This window comes from Paraliobacillus quinghaiensis (genome assembly GCF_003426025.1).
Classification (GTDB): domain Bacteria; phylum Bacillota; class Bacilli; order Bacillales; family Amphibacillaceae; genus Paraliobacillus_A; species Paraliobacillus_A quinghaiensis.
The window spans coordinates 281247-301051 of the sequence record NZ_QJSH01000002.1 but is presented as its reverse complement, the minus strand read 5'-3'; the positions used below and the strand labels follow the sequence as shown (position 1 = coordinate 301051).

Below are 19805 nucleotides of genomic sequence, written 5' to 3'. Positions count from 1 at the left end.
TTACTCCTTTAAATTTTCTGCTATAGCAATTCTCCCAGCTTGTTTTGTTCCAAGTTTTGTTGCCAGTAAAGTGACAAGTAACATTAATAACGGACAACCTAAGTAGATTAGTGGATGACTTACAAAAGTTAACTTCTCCACACCAAACGAAGATATTGCTAACCCTGCGAGAGATTCTCCCAATGTACTTGCTAAAATGTTTCCACCGGCAACTCCAATGATTAAAATGAAAATGCCGCGAGTTGCGTATTGTCTGGACAGATCTTGATTGTTAAATCCTATAGCTTTTAACATAGCAATTGTGGAACGATCTTTTGCCACTAACAATCTCATAAACAATAAGCTAACTAACCCTGTAATAAATAAAGCCACTACTAAAGCAATAATTGCTGCTATTTTAATAGAAGCAATTGTTGTACCGAATACTTGCTTCTTATGATTATTAGCATCGGTAACTTTAGCAAAAGGCAAAGCCTGAGAAATTTCTTCGGTTTCAAGTGCTATCTGATCTGGATTTTTAAGTTCGATATAATGGCTTAACCACATTGTTGGAGCTGTGTTATCTATGAAATTTGCTTTTGCTGTCTTTCCACCATTAAAAATATTGGAGTAAATCCCAGATACAACAAATCTCTTCATTCCACTATCAGTGATAATTTCAATTGTATCACCTACTTGTTTTCTAAATTCTGACGCATTCATGGAAGATAAAGCAATTTCGTTCCTCTTTTCTGGGGCATTTCCTGAGTTGTATTCTATTGGAAAAGCAGAATGATCTCCAAGCTCAATAACAATTTTTTCTTCTGAGCCATCCTCTTTTTTTACTTTAAAAGATTTTGAAGTTATTTTTACGTACTGATCTATAGAATCATTCTTACTTAAATAATCTGCTACTTCCTTTTCTTTTTCATTAGGTTCAAGAGATTGATAGATACTAACCATTAAATCCATTTCTCCAAAACCCAAATATTTCGTAAAGGAAGGCGAAGACACGGTGTGATAAGTGTTCCAAGGAACAATCATCATAAAAGACGAAGCCACCATGATAATTAGCATGGTTAAGAAAAGCTTCTTTCGGGACAATACATCTTTAATTCCTAAAAACGCATTGGTAGTAAACAATGAATTCTTACTGAGAAAAATATAATTCTTACGAACTGTTTTTTCCTTAGGGCTACCAGTACGGATTGCTGAAGCAGCAGAGATTTTTTTAAAGCGCCTTAATAGTAAATGAATGTAACCAATAACTAATACAAACACAACAATACTCCCAAAGATGGCTAGTAAAATACTTAAACTGCTATACTGACTTTCACCCATATAAAGTCGAATATTTTCCAATAAAGGTTCGCTAAAAGTAAAGGATATGAATAGCCCAAGTAAACTTCCTACCAAAGCAATTAAACCATATTTGGCTATATAAATTTTTTTTATATCTGCTAGCCGCAAACCAATTGCTTTCATTGTCCCAATCTCTCGATAATCCTCTTCCATTTTTGTTAATAGGGTAAAACGAATGCACATAAAGGCTATAATTACAATTAAAACACCTACCAACAGAATAAGCGCAATCATAATGCCATCTGATAACCCGTTAATCACCTTGAATAAAGTGCTGGTTAACGTTGGCCCATTGTTCTCCAGCTCTGCATCTGCATATGCCGTTTCAAATTCATTCATTTTGGAAACATCTTTTAACTGAAATTCTATCAAATATTCAAGCGTGCCTTCAGATTCCAGTTCCTTATAATCTTGTTCATTTATTAAGAAGCGTTTTGACGAAGCTAACGGTGAATTCATTTGACCGTCTCTGAGAAAACCAGCAACTTCAAATTTTCTACCGGCAACAATTGCTTCATCACCGATTTGAGCTGTTCTATCTTTCATGTACCCAATAGGAACGTACAACTCTCCTTCGGCTGCTTGGATCGGTTGACCATCCAAGTCTAAAAGATAATCAAAATGCGGACTCTGAGTAGAAAAACCATTGTCCTGAATATTATCAATTAAACTATTTTCACCTAATTGAATTTTTGAACCAGGAATGTTTAAGAAATCTAGAACCTGATAGGCTTTCACATTTTCATTTTCTACTGCAAAACTTTTTAGTCGTTCCTTATCAATATCCCCCGCATGCATTTGCAAGAAATCTGGCACCTGAGCTTGCTTCATTAACGTGTCGATGGAACCAGAAAGATTGACTGTTAAAATAGCTACTAAGCTTACTAGTGCCGTTGCTGCGGCAATGAATAACATTGTCGTAATGCTAATTAACTTGTTTCTCAAAAAGTCATTGCGTATCATTCGAAAATACATTTTGTTCTCCTTTATTTTCTTTTTAAAATTCTTATCAGCTGTAGGTAACCATGTAATATTTGTTCCGGTTTACTTTAAAAATCAAAATTACTCCTTTCTCTTTTAGACCGATTACCTATCGTTCAGTTGGGTTTTTACTCTTATTTCTTTTGCTAAAGAAAACCTTCGAATAGCTTATTAGCTAACTGTATAGTTACATTATGAAGGCAGTTTTCAATATATTCTATTGGTCTTTAGCTGTATTTTATAAGTATATTAAATAAAAAAGCCGTTCATGATTTATCATGAAACGACATTTTAAGAAAAGTTTATTTATTATTTTATTAATTAGGATTAATTTCTGACAGATTTCTAAATACAAAATATTATTTGTACAAAAAAAGAGATATTGCTGTTAACAATACCTCTTAATCTAAAAACTTTTTTTGTACTTATTCTCTTTATTACCTTCTACGGTTTCGGTTTCGTAGGAAGGTTGGTATGTCTAATGTGTCTTCTTCATGACGTGCTTTTTCTTGCGGTACTGGTTCGCGATTAAACTCATCACGTTTTTGTTCATTGTTATGTGTTGCTTGACTATGTGCTGCAACGTGTTGTTGTGCACTTGGTCTTTTTTTCGACTGTGTTGCACCAGCCTGTATTTCATCAAAACCTGTTGCAATAACTGTTACAACAATTTCATCTTTTAAGTTTTCATTAATAACAGAACCAAAAATAACATTCACTTCTTGATCTGCTGCAGACGTTACAATATCTGCTGCTTCTTGTACTTCATAAAGACTTAAGTTATTGCCACCTGTTATATTCATTAACACACCGTGAGCTCCATCAATTGATGTTTCTAAAAGTGGTGATGATATAGCTTTCTTCGCTGCTTCGGTTGCTCTACTTTCCCCAGTAGCAATACCGATACCCATTAGGGCAGATCCCTTATCAGACATAATTGTTTTCACATCCGCAAAGTCAACGTTAATTAACCCTGGTGTTGCAATTAAGTCTGAAATACCTTGTACACCTTGACGAAGTACATTATCCGCTTCACGGAATGCTTCTAACATTGGTGTGTTTTTATCAACAATTTCTAATAAGCGATCATTAGGGATTACGATTAAGGTATCTACACTTGATTTCAACCCATCAATTCCAGTTACAGCTTGAGTAGAACGTTTACGTCCTTCAAAAGTAAATGGACGTGTAACCACACCTACTGTTAAAGCCCCTAGTTCTTTTGCGACTTGTGCAATTACTGGCGCAGCACCTGTTCCTGTGCCTCCGCCCATACCTGCAGTAACAAAAACCATGTCTGCACCTTGTAAAATTTCTTCCAATTGTTCTTTACTTTCCTCAGCTGCTTTTCTCCCTACTTCAGGATTTGCTCCAGCACCAAGCCCTCTTGTTAATTTAGTTCCAACTTGAATTTTAACTTCTGCTTTTGATAGATTTAATGCTTGTGCATCTGTGTTAACGGCAATGAATTCAACACCTTGTACACCGTGCTCAATCATACGGTTAACAGCGTTGCTTCCGCCACCACCAACACCGACAACTTTTATCGTTGCAAGCTGATCCATTTCTGTATCAAACTCTAACATGTTCGTTCCTCCTAATTTACAAGTTTACAAGTTTCATTGATGTTACTTTTAATAGTAATATTTATTCACAAGATAATTAGTCTTAAAATAAAAGTCCTTTTCTAGTCAAAAAAGTACTTAAATAGGTTAGCAATACTTGAATCTTTTTTATTAGATGAATTTGACTCTTCTTTTGTTGCAACACGCTTTTGTTTCTTTGGCTTACTATCTGTTTGTTCAGCCTGTGTCACACCACCTGTTAATTGCTTCCCTTGTATTTTTGCATTACGGTGAGCAAATTTTAAAGTACCTACTCCTGAAGTGAATTGTGGTTCTCTAACTCCAATGTAATCAGGTATTGCTACCCTTACATTGGCATGAAATAAATCTCGTGCCAGTTCAATAGCACCAGGCATTTTCATACATCCACCAGTTAATACAAATCCACCTGGTAATTCAGAATAGCCCATCTTCTTAATTTCCCGTGCTACAAAAGTATAAATTTCTTCTAATCTAGCTTCAATCATATCAGAAATCTCTAATTGATTAAATGTCTGTTTTTGATCACTACCAATAATAGACGTTTCAAAAGTTTCTTCTTCTCTAGCATCTTCATAAAAAGCGTGACCATGATTAATTTTAATTTCCTCAGCATCCTCTGATGTAGTACGTAAACCAATGGAAATATCCTTTGTTATGTTATCTCCACCCAACGGGATCACTCTGGTAGCAACAAGATGCTCCTCTTCAAAGACTGAGACAGTAGTGCTACCGCCACCCACATCAATTAATGCAACTCCTAAATTCTTTTCATCTTTAGATAAAGCAATTGAGCCACTTGCAAGTGGTTGTAAACAAATATCAATCACTTCTAAGTTGGCACGCTCCACACATTTTAAGATATTATGTAACATCGTACTAGAACATGTAATAATGGTACCTTCCATCTCTAGTCTAACCCCGATCATTCCTCGTGGGTCTGTAATCTCATCTAAACCATCAACAATAAATTGTTTTGGAATAACATCGATAATTTCACGCTCTGGTGGAATTGAGATAACCTGAGCTGCATCAATAACCCGAGTCACATCAACATTATTTATTTCCCGATTTTCACTTGCAACGGCAACTACACCGTGACATGGCTGTAATTGAATATGGTTGCCATTTACTCCGACAATTACTCGGTCAATTTTCATGTCCACCATACGTTCTGCTTGTTCAACAGCTGTACGAATGGATTGAACAGTTTGATCAATGTCAACAATTGATCCTTTTTTCATTCCATTGGATTTCGCCGTGCCCACTCCAATAATGTTTAACGAATCGCTTAATACTTCCCCAATAATCACTTTTATTTTTGATGTACCTATGTCCAAGCTGACTAATATTTCATTGTTGTTCAATTGTAAGGCACCTCCTAATCTAAGGCATATGAATAGTACAAATAGTATCGAATAATGAATTAAATTACAATCAATTTGCAAAAATAAATTTTGACAAATGGAACCATTTATATGGTATACCTTTATATTATCATCTAAAATACTAACATTATATCTATACTATAATACATTATTCTACATAATACGACCATATCCCTTTAATAGTCTATTATTTAAGTTTGTTTTTTTACCTTTTTCGTTTATTAAATAAATGACGCCGAATAATAGCTATATTTTGGAATAACCTCACTCCAAAAGCAAATATAGCTGCTAAATATAAATCTACCCCTAATTGGACACCTAGAAACGCTAATAATACAGCTAAAGTAATATTAAAGAAAAAACCAGTAATAAAAATAGTTTGATCAAATTTTTTATCTAAATGAGCACGTATCCCACCAATAAGTGTATCTAATGCTGCTAATACAGCTATAGATAGATAGTTAGAATATTGATCAGGAACCGTGATGTCGGTAAGCAAACCAAGTGTGATACCAATAATTAGAAAGAATACCGGAAGCCACATTTATTCATCACCTGTTTCTTGTGTTTCATTTACTTCTACTATATCCAAATTTATGTTTCCTTGATAAGCAGGTAATGTTATCTCTTCTTGATAACTTGTATCTAAGAGCATATTTTCAATAGCAAAATCATCCTTCGATTGACTCACTTCCATGTGATCAATTAACCGATTAGGATCGTCTGCCATTATTTTTATCTCAATTGGTAGGTCTGGCAACCTCAAATTGTTCACATATGTTTCTCCATTTACATTTCTAATTGACGTGATGCTAATTACTCTTTGATTTTCAATAGCAATATCAGTAGCTCCATATGTATTTAACTCATTTATAAGACGATTCAATAATTCTGAAGTAACGCTTGGATACTCTTGTTCTGTTGAACCACGAAAAATTGGTTTAATTGTTAGGATAACGCCAGAAGTAGTTTTCCTAGTCAACCCCGCTTTTTCCTTCAATGAATCTATTGATTTTTGAAGTGTTTCTATTTGTTGTCTTTCGGTATTTTCTTGATATTGTTTGGTAACTGCCTCTAACTCTTTTAGTTGTTGGTAAAGTTTTTGTTGTGTCTTTTGCTCTTCTTGTAACTGAGCACGCACTTCCCACATATCCCTTGTATCTCTTTCTTTCGGTTTTTGAACAGATTGAAATTGAATCGCAATCATTAATCCGAAAAATGCGCATATAATGGATACAGCAAATTTACTCTTTTTAGACAATCCTATCACCTTTCTTAACTAATTCTTGCATCCATTTCAATCTTGTCCTTATTTCCAATTTCAACTTCTATATTATCATTTACTAGTATGTCAAGTACACCATTTGTTAGTTCCAAACTTACGCGTAGCGTTTCAGGTTCCCCTACTGCTTCTATAATGAAAGGAGCAGGGTGTTGATTTCCATCAACAGAGACAACCGGACCAATACAAGTAACATAGCTATCCTTATATATACGTTGTCCATTAATTGCAATGGCCTTTGCACCAGCACTAAATAGTTCATTAATCACCAATTGCATGTGTCGATCATGAACAATATATTGGTTCACATTTTCTTCAGCGGGGATATAATCTGCATCACGCAATGTCACTTTTACACCTGGTCCTTTTATTGGTAATTCACCTGTCAACAGCTGTAGTTTCTTTTTCTCTTCAACATAGTCTTTAATTGTTACCTCACGTTCACCTAAATCTTCTTCAAACAAATTTATTTCTTGACGTAGATTTTCGACCTCATGGACTAATTCGCGGTTTTTTTCTTCCAGCTGAATCAATTGTTGTCTGTAGTAAAAATCTTTTTCCCATTCTTGTTCGGACAATTGAATAACTTCTGATTGATTCTTTGTGTGTTGATAGCTAAAAGCAATCAGAAAGCCAAAAGCAAATAGTACAAGTGACAAAATGACATGTCTACCCTGCAGTCTCATTGTCTTCCTCCTTATTTGCTTTTTCATAAGGATCGAATATTGCACCACCATCACCAATTCGAATTACGCCTGTTTGATCCTTTGCTAATTGACTGACAATTGAAGGGTAGCTTTTTAGATATGTAGCAAAATTACGGATAGTCGATTCTACTTCATATCCGTCGTTCATAAAAAGCCATACTTTATATGGATTTGCGTCTGATGGTTGCCAAGATATTTCAGATATCAAGGATGAGACAGCATGAGGTAATGCATATAATTCTTTAGCAATTTCTATAATATAGGTATTATTTGTGAAATTATTTAAGATTGGTGCGTCACTGCTCAGTGATGATACATCAACAGATTCTAATATCTCTCCATTTTCCAACAAAGGGTAATATCCATCTTCTTTTTTAACATAGGCGACTTTATCTAATTCTTCAACTTTAATCACAATTGTGTTCGGTAATTCTCTTGTAACTTGCACTTCTTTTATTTCTGGATGTTCACCTACTTTGGCTGCACGCTGACTCATTTTAATGCCCCAGAAATTATCTTCCTCTGACAGTTCACTAAAAGCTATAATTGCTTCATTTGTTACATATTCATTTCCAGTCACTGTAATATGTTGAACACGACTAAGTGGTGATTGTAAATAAGCAACAATCGAAATTAAAATAAAAAATAGGGATACATAAAAAATCAGACGTCGATTTGTTTTCTTTTTTCTTTCTTGCTTCAGTTTTGGAATTCGATCTTCTATCGATACGACCTTTTTTTCTTCCATCTCCTCATTCTTCCTTTAATAACACAAATTAGTAATTAAAATTCATCAAAACGTCACATGTACTATAAAATTTTAAAAAGAACCATATTGAAAGTATATCATACATTTCAATTAAAAGTGGTCATAAAATCTGATTCAAAAGGTGGATTTTTCAGCATTTTCTGCTAATAGTTTAACAAAACTAGCTATAAGATAAAAAATTTCATAAATCAAAGAAAAAACCTATCTTTATAGAAGATAGGTTTATATTAATCAGACTACAATTTACTGTAACGACTGATGTTTATAACAATCCCAACTGATGCTAACGTTAATGTTAATGACGATCCACCATAACTTAAGAAAGGAAGTGTAATTCCTGTCACTGGAATTAGACCTATTACAACACTTATATTTATAATAACTTGCAGAGAAATCATTACTGTAATCCCTAATCCAAGAAGTGTGCCTAGTTTATCTGGGGCAGCTAAACCAATGCGAACCCCCCGCCACAGTAATAAGAAAAATAAACTTAATAGTAGTAAACCACCTAAAAAACCTAACTCTTCTGCTAGAATAGCAAAGATAAAATCATTATGAGGTTCTGGTAAATAGAAGAATTTTTGCAAACTGTTTCCTAGCCCCATACCAAGTAAACCTCCAGGGCCAATCGCATATAAAGATTGAATAATTTGAAACCCATTTCCCAATGGATCTTCCCATGGATTTAAAAAAGCTGTAATTCGATTGATGCGATATGGTGCAGAAATGATTAACCCCGCAAAACCAATTAACCCAAATATAGCTAAAAAAGTAAAGTGACTAATCTTTGCACCAGCAACAAACAACAGTACAAAACAAGTCAAAACAATAACCATACCAGTCCCTAAATCTGGTTGGAGCATTACTAAACCAAAACTTGTAAAAATCAATAAAAGTAATGGCAAAAAGCCATTTTTAAATGATGTAATATAGCGTTGTTTTTCCGCTAGATAAGTAGCTAAAAAGATAATTAGGCCTAGCTTCATAAATTCAGCAGGTTGGATACTAAATGCACCTACTCCTATCCAGCTTCTTGCTCCCCCACGAACTAGACCAACACCAGGAAGAAGTACAGCAACAAGCAGAACGAAACAAATAAATAAAATCGGCTTTGCGTAAGTTCCCCATGTGTGATAAGGAACCCTTGCTACGACAAACATAGCTATCAAGCCAATGAATGCAAATAATAATTGCCTTTTTGCAAAATAAAGAGAATCATCAAATTTATAGTTTGCCCAAATGGCTGATGCACTATAAACCATGATAATTCCAATTAACAATAAAGACACTATGACAAAGATAAGAAAATAATCGGGTGTAGACTGCGCACTTTGTTTGCTTTTCATAAGTAATTGCCCCACTTCTTTTTACATATCTTTAAATCTGTGTGTTCAAAATGTCGGCAAATTAGAGGCAAGCAGGTCGAGGCAGTGAAGTTTCTGAGGACCAGAGTGTAGGCTTCCCTACATGAGGACCGAAAGAACGAGCCAACGAAGAGATGCGCCGCTTATTTTGTGACTTTTGAACAACATTTAAATGCAAATATAGAAATTACTTCTTAACACGATAATCCAGTTAAGAAGATGAGGCTTTGTACAAGCCCTTACTTTAATGTATGCACAGCTTCCGTAAACATGTCTCCTCTTTCTTCAAAAGTTCGATATTGATCCCAACTTGCACAAGCAGGTGATAATAAAATAACATCTTTTTCATTTGAGATCTCATATGCTTGATCAACTGCTTCTTTCATTGTCTCAACAAACAAGATAGTCGATACATTTGCTGCTAACCCCGCTTTTTCTAACTTATCAGCAGTTTCCCCAAACAGAATCATTGCTTTGACATTTGTTAGATGTGGTATTAATTCCTCAAAATCATTTCCGCGATCTAATCCACCAGCTAATAATATAATTGGCTGTTCAAAAGAACCTAATGCCTTGGATGTAGCCAATATATTAGTTGCTTTTGAGTCATTATAAAACATTCGCTCATTTACATTTTCAACATATTGCGTGCGATGTTTTACGCCAGTAAATGTAGTAAGTACATTTACTATACCTTCTTTAGTGGCACCTGCTAGCATACTTGCTGCGACTGCTGCTAAAATATTTTCTAGATTGTGTTTTCCTACTAAAACAATCCTTTGTCTTTCAATTATAGGCTCTTCTTTAAAATAAATATACGTCTCGTCACACCATGCACCATCTAAACATTTTTGGCTTGAACTAAATGGTATTTTCTTAGCTGAGGCATCATTAACAAGTGCACAGATCTCATTATCATCTGCATTATATACAAGATAATCATCATTTGTCTGATTTTCAAAGATACGTGTCTTTGCTGCTTTATAATTTGGATATGTCCCATGATAATCAATATGCGATTGGAATAAATTCAAAAATACAGCAATATGCGGTCTGAACTTCTCAGTACCCATCAATTGAAAAGAAGATAACTCTACTACCATTGTTTCATCTGTAGCTAAAGTCTCAGCAACTTCAACTGCCACTTTACCTATGTTCCCAGCAATTTTACTTTTTTTATTGCTTTGTTCTAACATTTCATGGGTCAATGTGGTTGTTGTTGTTTTTCCATTTGAACCAGTAATCCCGATGTATGGACTTGAAATCAAATAATGTACCAATTCTATTTCTGTTATAACAGGTATTTCGCGACGTTTTGCTTCTTGAATAAGTGCATTCTCATAAGGAATACCAGGATTTTTTACGACAACTTCTGCATTATCCAGCAAATATAGTGGATGTGATCCAGTAACCACATCCACCCCTAAAGCTTGTAATTCTTTTACAACTTGATCTTCATTACTAGCCTTTAAATCATTTACACTAACGTTATAATTATTTTTTACCAATATTTTACTCGTAGCAGTACCACTTTTAGCTAGACCGAGTACTAAAATATTCTTATAAGGAAAGTCATTTAATTTATTCATCCAATCCACACCTCAATATATATTCCAAGCGCCGCAAAAAGCAGTCCAACTAGCCAAAATGTCGTAACAACACGCCATTCCGACCAACCTTTTAATTCATAATGATGATGAAGTGGACTCATTCTGAATATGCGCTTACCGGTTGTTTTAAAGGAAATAACCTGAATAATGACAGATAGAGTTTCCATTACAAAAACCCCACCAATGATAACTAAAAGGATCTCAAGTCTTGCTAATATAGCAACAGCAGCAATTGCTCCACCAAGTGCTAATGAGCCGGTATCCCCCATAAACACTTTAGCAGGATGTGCATTAAATACTAAAAAGCCTAACAAGGCTCCGACAACTGCTAATGAGAAAATAGTAATTTCTAACTGTGGAAGACCATACCAAGCTAAAATACCAAAGGCACCGAATGCTATTGTTGCTGTCCCTGCTAATAAACCATCTAATCCATCAGTTAAATTAACAGCATTAGAAGCACCAACAATCATAACAACAACTAATACAGCATATCCCCATCCTAAATCAATTTGCTGACTTGTTCCTGGTATCGATATGTATGTTGGAAACCCTTGTTGTCTTAAGATAATATAAAATATTACTGCAATTAACACTTGCCCGATCATTTTTTGTTTCGAGGTAAGTCCAAGGTTCCGTTTTAATGCAACCTTGATAAAGTCATCCAAGAAACCTAGAAAACCATATCCCAATAAAATAAAGATAAGTAACATGGATTCAGAATTAACCGAACTTACATTAAATTTGCTGGTCATGATTAATGTGGTAATTGTAACACTTAGAACAATCATAATACCACCCATAGTAGGTGTTCCTGTTTTTTTAAGATGCGATTGTGGACCTTCTTCACGAATACTTTGACCAAATTTTAACCTACGTAAAAATGGAATGAAAATTGGTGAAAATAGGACGGTAATTAAAAATGCGATACTTATTGTGATTATTAGTACATATTCGTTCATGATTTCTCCTCCTCTAAATGCCAAACCGTCCATTGTTTAGTTTATTATATTAATGGTTCAATAATGGTTTCTAATTTCATACCCCTTGAAGCTTTTACTAAAATAAGCGTTGTTGTGTCTAAATAGTTGGCTAGAAATGATTCAATTTCTTTTTTATCAAGAAAGTGATTTGTAATGATTGATGGATACTCTTGTTTCACTCGTTCACTAATTTCATTAGCATCAATGCCAATTGTACAAACATAATCAATTTCCGTTGACATTACATCAGCAACAGAGCGATGATACTCTTTTGATAACTCACCCAATTCAAGCATATCACCTAAAACTACGATTTTACGTTGAAAACCAACCATTTCTTTTACTACATTAACAGCTGCCTTCATAGATGTTGGTGATGCATTATAGGCATCATTAATAATCGTAACCCCTTCTTTTCCTTTTAATACTTCAAACCGCATGCCTGTCATATCTAATTGTATCAATGCCTGTTTAATTTGGCTTATTCTCATACCGATCTGTTTAGCTATCTCAATAGCAAATGTTGCATTTTTCGCATGATGCTTACCTAATAATGGGATGTTATATTCTTCATCACTATTTATAGTGAAAAGGGAATGCTCAGCATGCATTACAAAATGTTTTATTACAGTATCATTAGTCTGATCAAAACCAATACCTAGTGTTTTAGCTACTGTTTTGTATGGGTGTAACAAAGGTTCATCACCATCAATTAGTAAGATACCCTCATCCTGTAATCCAACTAATATTTCTGCTTTCGCCTTTGCTATACCTGCTCTTGATCCCAAGTTTTCAATATGTGACTCACCAATATTTGTAATAACTGCAATGTTTGGTTCTGCAATTTGACTTAAACGTTCCATCTCATGAAAATGATTCATGCCCATTTCTAAAACAAGCATCTCTGTGTCAGGCTTCATTGATAAAATAGTTAATGGGACACCAATATGATTGTTTAAGTTCCCTTTTGTTTGATGAGTTTGAAAAGATTCAGACAGGACTTTAGAAATAATATCTTTCGTCGTCGTTTTCCCATTTGATCCAGTTACTCCAATCACAGTTGGATCTACTGACTTTCGATATGCATGCGCTAATTGTTGAAGTGCAGATAACGTGTCAGAAGCAAAGAACACAGGAAAATCCGTTGGTAAAAATTCAGGCAACGGTTCATCCTTTTGCCAAATAGTAGCAATAGCACCTTGTTCAATTGCTTTATCTATAAAGCTGTGACCATTAAAATTTTCCCCTTTTAATGGCACGAACAACGCATGATCCATTTTCCCTCGACTATCTGTAGAGACTTGATTGATTTTAAATTGATCTTCTGCAGCCCCCTGTGTTTCAGGAAACAACTCCAACAGAAATGCTGTTGTAAATAACATAGTGATGACTCCTTATTTATCAATTTATATGTTTTCTTTTCTATAAATACTGTTTAATTGCTTCTGTTGCAACTGCTCGATCATCAAAATCTACAATCTCAGTTCCAATAATTTGATAGGTTTCATGCCCTTTTCCAGCAATTAATATCATATCATTTTCACTTGCGGATGTAATGCTTTTTTTTATCGCTTTTTCACGATCTATAATCACTTCATAATTCGTAGCCTCTAACCCTGTTACCATATCTGCAATAATACTATCTGGATCTTCCGAACGCGGGTTATCAGATGTGTAAAAAGCGTAATCGGCATATTTACTTGCAATTTGCGCCATTAATGGACGTTTTGTCCTATCGCGATCTCCTCCGCAGCCAACAACAACATATATTTTACCTTTTACAAATCCTTGCATCGTCTGTAAAACATTCTCAAGCGAATCCGGTGTATGCGCATAATCAACTATAACTCCAAAAGGTTGACCTGCTAACACCGGTTCAAACCTACCACGAACTCCTGTCGTATTTTCTAGCGCTTCTTTAACAGTTTCTAATGGCACACCTGCCAATAAACTTGCTGTTGCAGCAGCTAACATATTGTAAATACTAAACTTACCTATTAATTTGCTTTTAATAGTTATATTTCCATAAAAAGTTTCTAATATAAATGTCGTGCCATTTGCTTCTAACTTAATTTGAGAAGCAGAAACATCTGCTTTTTGTTCAATACCATATGTAACAACTGGTTGTGTTGTAGCATGAATAAAATTCTCACTATACGCATCATCAAGATTTATAACAGCATATTTAGGATTATCCGGGTCATAGCGATTCCCTAATTGTCGGAACAGTCGACTCTTCGCTTGAAAATAGCTTGGCATATCACCATGATAATCCAAATGGTCTTGTGACAGATTGGTAAAAATAGCTATATTGAAATCACATCCATTTACTCTCCCTATCTCTAAAGCATGAGAGGAAACTTCCATAATTGCTGTTTTAACACCTTGATCGACCATATTCCGGAAACTTTTTTGTAAGAAAGATGCTTCAGGGGTTGTATTACTAACCTCATGGATTGTATCTGCAATTTTCATTTGGATGGTTCCTATACTACCTGTCACGCGTTTGTCGAGTTTAAAAATATCATCCAATAAATTGGTTACACTTGTTTTCCCATTTGTCCCAGTCACACCGATTAATTGTAAGTCATTAGTTGGCATGTCATAATAGCTATTCGCTAGCAACGCTAATATTCTGACTGTATCACGCACATAAATAACAGGAATATTCGTTTCATTAAGGGCTTTTTGGGCTACTATTGCACACGCACCATTTGCTTCAGCTTGTTTAACAAAATCATGACCATCTACAGTATAACCTTCAATACAAATAAATAAATCTCCGCTTTTAACTTGTCGTGAATCAATTGTTAATCCATTCATTGATATATCGCTTATAGCTTGATTCACTTGATAAGTCGGGAGAATAGCTAGTACATCTACTAATCTTTTCAATGGTTTCATCCTTACTATGAGTTAAAATTAATTTTATGTAAGATACTTCCTAAAATAGGAAATATCAATTAGAAATGAATCATTACTATTATAACAAAGATTTGATTCATATTCATGAAAATTTACGTAGCTAGTTAACAAGCCGTTTTCTAAAAGACTATTGTTGACAATAGTATATAAACTCCGTCGTAAAAAAACTTTATTTCCTAACGTCGTTCCGGCAGAATACTTCGCTTTCCGCAGGCACGGCCTCAACTAATTTTTAGAAGAAGAGCGCTTCTAAAAATGGATTTTCGGCTCGCGCTGTTCCTGCAGGAGTCGAAGTATTCTGCCTACATTGGATAAAACGTACTTTGGAACGCGATTACTCGCCCCATCAAAAACATTTGCTGTTCTCACAGTAGTTTCCATGTATTTTTATATGTGGTGTAGTGGATTATCATTTAACTTTATTAAATCAAACAAACGCAACTAATTTTCAGATGTTGATTGGAGCTTAGGGTCAGTTGACTCCAGCGGGAAAAGTAACATCTGAAGATCCACTCGGAAGTGTTCTTTACTTCCGAGTTAGCTGAAGAGTTACCCGCGGAAAGCGACTGCCCCTACGCGTAAATCAAAGTTAATCTTACGACAGAGTTTCCATCTACTGCGTAATATACATTGGTTTAATTGTACGACTCGAGATACTTAGTCTGAGAAGTAAAGTCTTATTGTTTCGCCTTGTTTTAATTTTGTTCCCGCTTTCGGTGCTTGATCTATAATAGTGTCCCCTTCACCTGATGCTTCAATTGACAAATTAACCATATATTGGTGTAAGTCATTACGGGATACTCCGATTAAGTCAGGTACTTCTACAGGTGGTTGTTCTGGCCACTGGTAATCTTTTTCTAACCCTTCAGTACGTCGTTCGACCCCCATTGCCGGCATGCTGTCTTCTATAATATTTCCTACAATTGGTGCTACTACAACCCCACCAAATTGAACTGTGTTTTTGGGGTTATCTATCGCGACATAGACGACAATTTCAGGATCATCAGCCGGAGCAAATCCGATAAAAGAAACAATATGATTATTTTCCATATAACGACCGTTCTTACCTACCTTTTGTGCAGTACCTGTTTTCCCACCTACACGATAGCCATCTACGTAAGCCCCTCTTCCTGTTCCTTTAGCCACAACGCTTTCTAATGCTTCACGAATTTCAGTGGATGTCTCATTAGAAATCACTTGGTCCTTTAATACAGGTTCAATGGTTTCTACACTCTTTTGTGTAATCGGGTCTATCCATTCAGAAGCTAGGTATGGTTGATATAAATAACCACCATTAACGGCAGCTGATACAGCCATCACTTGTTGAATAGGGGTAACAGAAACACCTTGACCAAAAGAAGTAGTTGCGAGTTCTACTGGTCCAACTTGATCTAGTTTAAACAAGATACCATTTTCTTCACCAAATAAGTCTACTCCTGTTTTTTCACCAAAACCAAAATCTTTTATATATGAAAATAGTTTTTCTTTACCAATATTTTGACCTAGATTAACAAAGCCAGGGTTACAGGAATTTTGTACTACTTCTAAGTAGGTCTGACTTCCATGTCCTCCACTTTTCCAACAATGAAGTGTTGCACCATCCACTTTTATTGCACCATTATCAAAGTACTCATCCTCAGTTAGATCAACGACCCCCTCTTCAAGACCCGCTGCTAGGGTAATGATTTTAAATGTTGATCCAGGCTCATAAGTGCTCCATATTGGTAAATTACGATCATAAATACTAGAGTCCACTTCTTGATAATTTTCAGGGTCAAAATTTGGTCTAGATGACATTGCTAATATACCACCAGTATCTGGATCAACAGCTATTGCAAGAGCACCATCTGGATTATAAGTTGCTTCTGCTATATCCAATTCTCTTTCAATAATAGTTTGAACTTTTGCATCAATCGTTAATTGTAAATCAAGTCCATCAGTCGGGGCTTGATACGTGTCTGCCAAGTTAGGCAATCTTTTTCCTTTTGCATCAGAATAAAAAGATAAACTACCTTTTTCACCACTTAAGTTATCATCATAATATAATTCTAACCCCATCAAACCTTGGTTATCAATACCACTAAACCCCAGTACATGTGATAGGTATTCTCCATTTGGATAATAGCGTTTAGAATCCTCTGCAATATAAACACCGTCTAAACCTAAAGTTTGAATAGCATCAGCCTGTTCTTCAGAGATCTTTCTCCCAGCAGCAAAACGAACAATACTTGTTTGTTTAGTTACTTGTTCTAACATTTCCTCTTTGGTAATTCCTAATATTTTACCAAGAGCGTTTGCAGTTTCTTCTGGGTTAGTGACTTGTCTCGGAACAACCATCACAGTTGGTGCAGAGACATTTTCTGCTAAAATCATGCCATTCTTGTCCAGAATTTTTCCACGTTCCGCTTCAAAAGCAATGTCTCGACTCCATGAAGCTTGAGCCTTCTCCATTAATTCAGCACCAAGCACAAATTGTACATAGCCTAAGCGAATTGATATAACTACAAAAAAAAGAAAGGCAAAAAGAAATACAGTGACTATTCGTTTCCGCATCGTTACATTTGATACACGTTTCATGGTTCAACTCCTTAAACCCTAATAAACTTGTATCTAGTATATGAATGTGTATAACGAATAGAACACTGTATCTTTTTTAGCCTTCTTCTTCTGGAGAATCCTCTTGGGTTCTATCGATTGATTGATCAGGTGGAGAAAATTCAACTGTTACCTTCGTGTCTTTATTAATTGTCGAACCCTTCTCTATACTTTGGTTTACCGCATAACCATTTCCGCTAATTTCTACATTAAACCCAACTAATTCGCTAAGTTCTAATAAATCGCGAACAGACCAACCTGTTATATCAGGCATGGTAGGATTAGTCGTTGTAAGTAAAACACGTTGATTTGCGACTACTCTGTCTCCTATATCGATATTTGTTTTATTTATCTTAGCACCATCACCAATAACTGTAACTGTTAAGCCTTCATTGACTAATTGCTCTTTTACCTGAGTTGTTGCTCGCCCTATTACATCTGGAAATGTATATGTGCGAACAGCATTCTGTCTTTCTTTATCAGGTTGAATATTTAAATAATGCAAACTATTTTCCATTACATTTTTAAAAATGAATGAAACCGGAGCAGAACCAGCTTCTCCTGGTTCCAGTTTAGGCTGCTGTACCGTAATATACATAACTAGTTCAGGATCTTCCTTTGGTGCAATACCTAGAAACGAAAAGATATAATCACTTTCTCCTTCTAAATAACCACCCTGTGAAAATTGAGCTGTACCCGTTTTACCGGCAACAGAATAATCCGATAAATTATAAATATTGTGTGCTGTACCATGTTCAGAAGTTATAACTGTTTCTAGTGTATCTAAGACCTTCTGAGCAGTTTCTTCAGAAATTGGATTTCCAACTACTTCTGATTCTGTCTCTTCAACAATTTCTCTTGTTTGATTATCGACAATTTTTGATATAACATACGGTTTCATCATAACGCCATCATTTGCAATTGCAGTGGCAGCTTGAATTAATTGAATTGGTGCAACTGTTAATCCCTGCCCATAGGAAGCAGTTAGTTTTTCAATTGGCCAATTATAGAGTAAAATTCCCGCTTGTTCTCTAGGAAGATCAATACCTGTCTTTTGATCAAAATGAAATGCCTTTAAGTATTCTAAAAATATATCTGTTCCCATTTTTTCCCAAACAAGTTTTGATACAGCAACATTTGAGGAACGTTGAATTCCTTCTTCATATGTAATCGTGCCCCAGTCTCGGTTGTAATCGTGAATTGGTTTTGTTATCTCATCAATCTTATATCTGCCTGACTTGTATTCCTCATTTGGGTTATATACGCCCTCTTCAATCGCCGCGGCCAAGGTAAATGCCTTCATCGTAGAACCAGGTTCAATCGGAGTAGATACAACATCATTATACCAATTCTCAACCTGACCAAGATTATTTGGATTATAACTCGGGCGATTGCTCATCGCTAATATCTCACCCGTTTTGGGATCAATTACTGTGGCTGTTATCCGTTCTGGGTCATATTCTTCGACTACTTGTGACATCGCATCTTCCAAGAAGGTTTGGATTTTTTGATCCAACGTCAAGTAAACATCATTTCCGTCCTGCTCTTTTTGAATTACTTCATTAGGATCAAGAAGCTTCACATTATATTTATCTCTTTCGTAAGAAATGGAACCATTGGTGCCCTGTAGGTAATTATCCAATTGCGCTTCAATTCCTGTTAGCCCCGTTATAATAGAATCATCTTTTTTCTGAGCAAGCCCAACTAATTGAGATGCAAATGTTCCATTCGGATAATAGCGTTTTGCTTCCTCATCAAAATTTACACCCGGAAGATCTAGTGCTTCAATTTTTAGTTTTGTTTCTTGACTTAACTGACTTCCTTCAGTACCAAATTCAACTTGGAATCTATCCGAATCAATCCCATTTTGTAGTGTGGTTTCAATATCCGATACTTCCATTTCTAAAATAGGCGCTAACGCTTCTGCTGTAGCTTTTACATCAGCTACGTGATTCAGCTTTTTTTCCGGGTTTGTAGAATAGGTTTCGTCGACAATGGCAAATAATCGGTATGTAGCACGATCTTGTGCAAGTTCCATACCATTCCTGTCATAAATTGTCCCACGATCAGCTTTTATCGTGAAGTTATTAGTGCGACGATTATCAGCCCATTCTTGTAAATTAATACCCTGAACTTCACCAACTGCCTGTATGTATAAAAAACGTCCGGATAACGTTAAGAATATCCCAACAAATAAAATCATTAATACATTAGTCATCACGAGTGTTGTTTTATTTTTTTTCACTTCGTAATCAC

At 35.3% G+C, this 19805-nt stretch carries 14 protein-coding genes; all 14 read right to left on the bottom strand.

The window, feature by feature from the left end; translation table 11 throughout:
• The 14 genes from D2K40_RS03485 to D2K40_RS03420 all read right to left on the bottom strand — a co-directional run bounded on the left by D2K40_RS03485 (position 1) and on the right by D2K40_RS03420 (position 19794).
• A complete protein-coding gene (locus D2K40_RS03485; RefSeq protein WP_117153033.1) occupies positions 1-2316 on the bottom strand; it encodes an ABC transporter permease in 2316 nt (771 codons plus the stop codon).
• 443 nt (positions 2317-2759) lie between these two features.
• Entirely contained in the window at positions 2760-3908 is a 1149-nt protein-coding gene (gene ftsZ, locus D2K40_RS03480; protein ID WP_117153031.1) for a cell division protein FtsZ, read from the bottom strand.
• A gap of 101 nt (positions 3909-4009) precedes the next feature.
• Entirely contained in the window at positions 4010-5293 is a 1284-nt protein-coding gene (gene ftsA / locus D2K40_RS03475; protein WP_117153029.1) for a cell division protein FtsA, read from the bottom strand.
• A gap of 226 nt (positions 5294-5519) precedes the next feature.
• The gene (locus tag D2K40_RS03470; protein WP_117153027.1) at positions 5520-5858 is read right to left on the bottom strand and encodes a small basic family protein; all 339 of its coding nucleotides are present in this window, start codon (positions 5856-5858) and stop codon (positions 5520-5522) included.
• Positions 5859-6575, bottom strand: a complete 717-nt coding sequence (locus D2K40_RS03465) for a DUF881 domain-containing protein (protein ID WP_117153025.1) — start codon at positions 6573-6575, stop codon at positions 5859-5861.
• Between the two features lie 14 nt (positions 6576-6589).
• The gene (locus D2K40_RS03460) at positions 6590-7282 is read right to left on the bottom strand and encodes a DUF881 domain-containing protein (protein WP_117153023.1); all 693 of its coding nucleotides are present in this window, start codon (positions 7280-7282) and stop codon (positions 6590-6592) included.
• Positions 7266-8051 carry a cell division protein FtsQ/DivIB gene (locus D2K40_RS03455; protein ID WP_117153021.1) on the bottom strand — a complete coding sequence of 262 codons (786 nt, stop codon included), beginning with the start codon at positions 8049-8051 and terminating at the stop codon, positions 7266-7268. The genes D2K40_RS03460 and D2K40_RS03455 overlap by 17 nt, the downstream gene beginning before the upstream one ends.
• Before the next feature lie 257 nt (positions 8052-8308).
• Positions 8309-9418, bottom strand: a complete 1110-nt coding sequence (gene spoVE, locus D2K40_RS03450) for a stage V sporulation protein E (RefSeq protein WP_117153019.1) — start codon at positions 9416-9418, stop codon at positions 8309-8311.
• Between the two features lie 257 nt (positions 9419-9675).
• The gene (gene murD / locus D2K40_RS03445) at positions 9676-11025 is read right to left on the bottom strand and encodes a UDP-N-acetylmuramoyl-L-alanine--D-glutamate ligase (RefSeq protein ID WP_117153017.1); all 1350 of its coding nucleotides are present in this window, start codon (positions 11023-11025) and stop codon (positions 9676-9678) included.
• Entirely contained in the window at positions 11022-12008 is a 987-nt protein-coding gene (mraY, locus tag D2K40_RS03440; RefSeq protein WP_117153015.1) for a phospho-N-acetylmuramoyl-pentapeptide-transferase, read from the bottom strand. The genes murD and mraY overlap by 4 nt, the downstream gene beginning before the upstream one ends.
• Positions 12009-12052: 44 nt before the next feature.
• Complete coding sequence (locus D2K40_RS03435; RefSeq protein ID WP_117153013.1) at positions 12053-13411, bottom strand: UDP-N-acetylmuramoyl-tripeptide--D-alanyl-D-alanine ligase; 1359 nt, start codon at positions 13409-13411, stop codon at positions 12053-12055.
• Between the two features lie 40 nt (positions 13412-13451).
• Positions 13452-14933 carry a UDP-N-acetylmuramoyl-L-alanyl-D-glutamate--2,6-diaminopimelate ligase gene (locus D2K40_RS03430; protein ID WP_117153012.1) on the bottom strand — a complete coding sequence of 494 codons (1482 nt, stop codon included), beginning with the start codon at positions 14931-14933 and terminating at the stop codon, positions 13452-13454.
• Positions 14934-15611: 678 nt separating this feature from the next.
• Positions 15612-17531 (bottom strand): stage V sporulation protein D, encoded by a 1920-nt coding sequence (locus D2K40_RS03425; protein WP_117153010.1) that lies wholly within the window; start codon positions 17529-17531, stop codon positions 15612-15614.
• Between the two features lie 76 nt (positions 17532-17607).
• Positions 17608-19794 (bottom strand): penicillin-binding protein, encoded by a 2187-nt coding sequence (locus tag D2K40_RS03420; protein ID WP_308422889.1) that lies wholly within the window; start codon positions 19792-19794, stop codon positions 17608-17610.
• Positions 19795-19805: the final 11 nt, after the last annotated feature.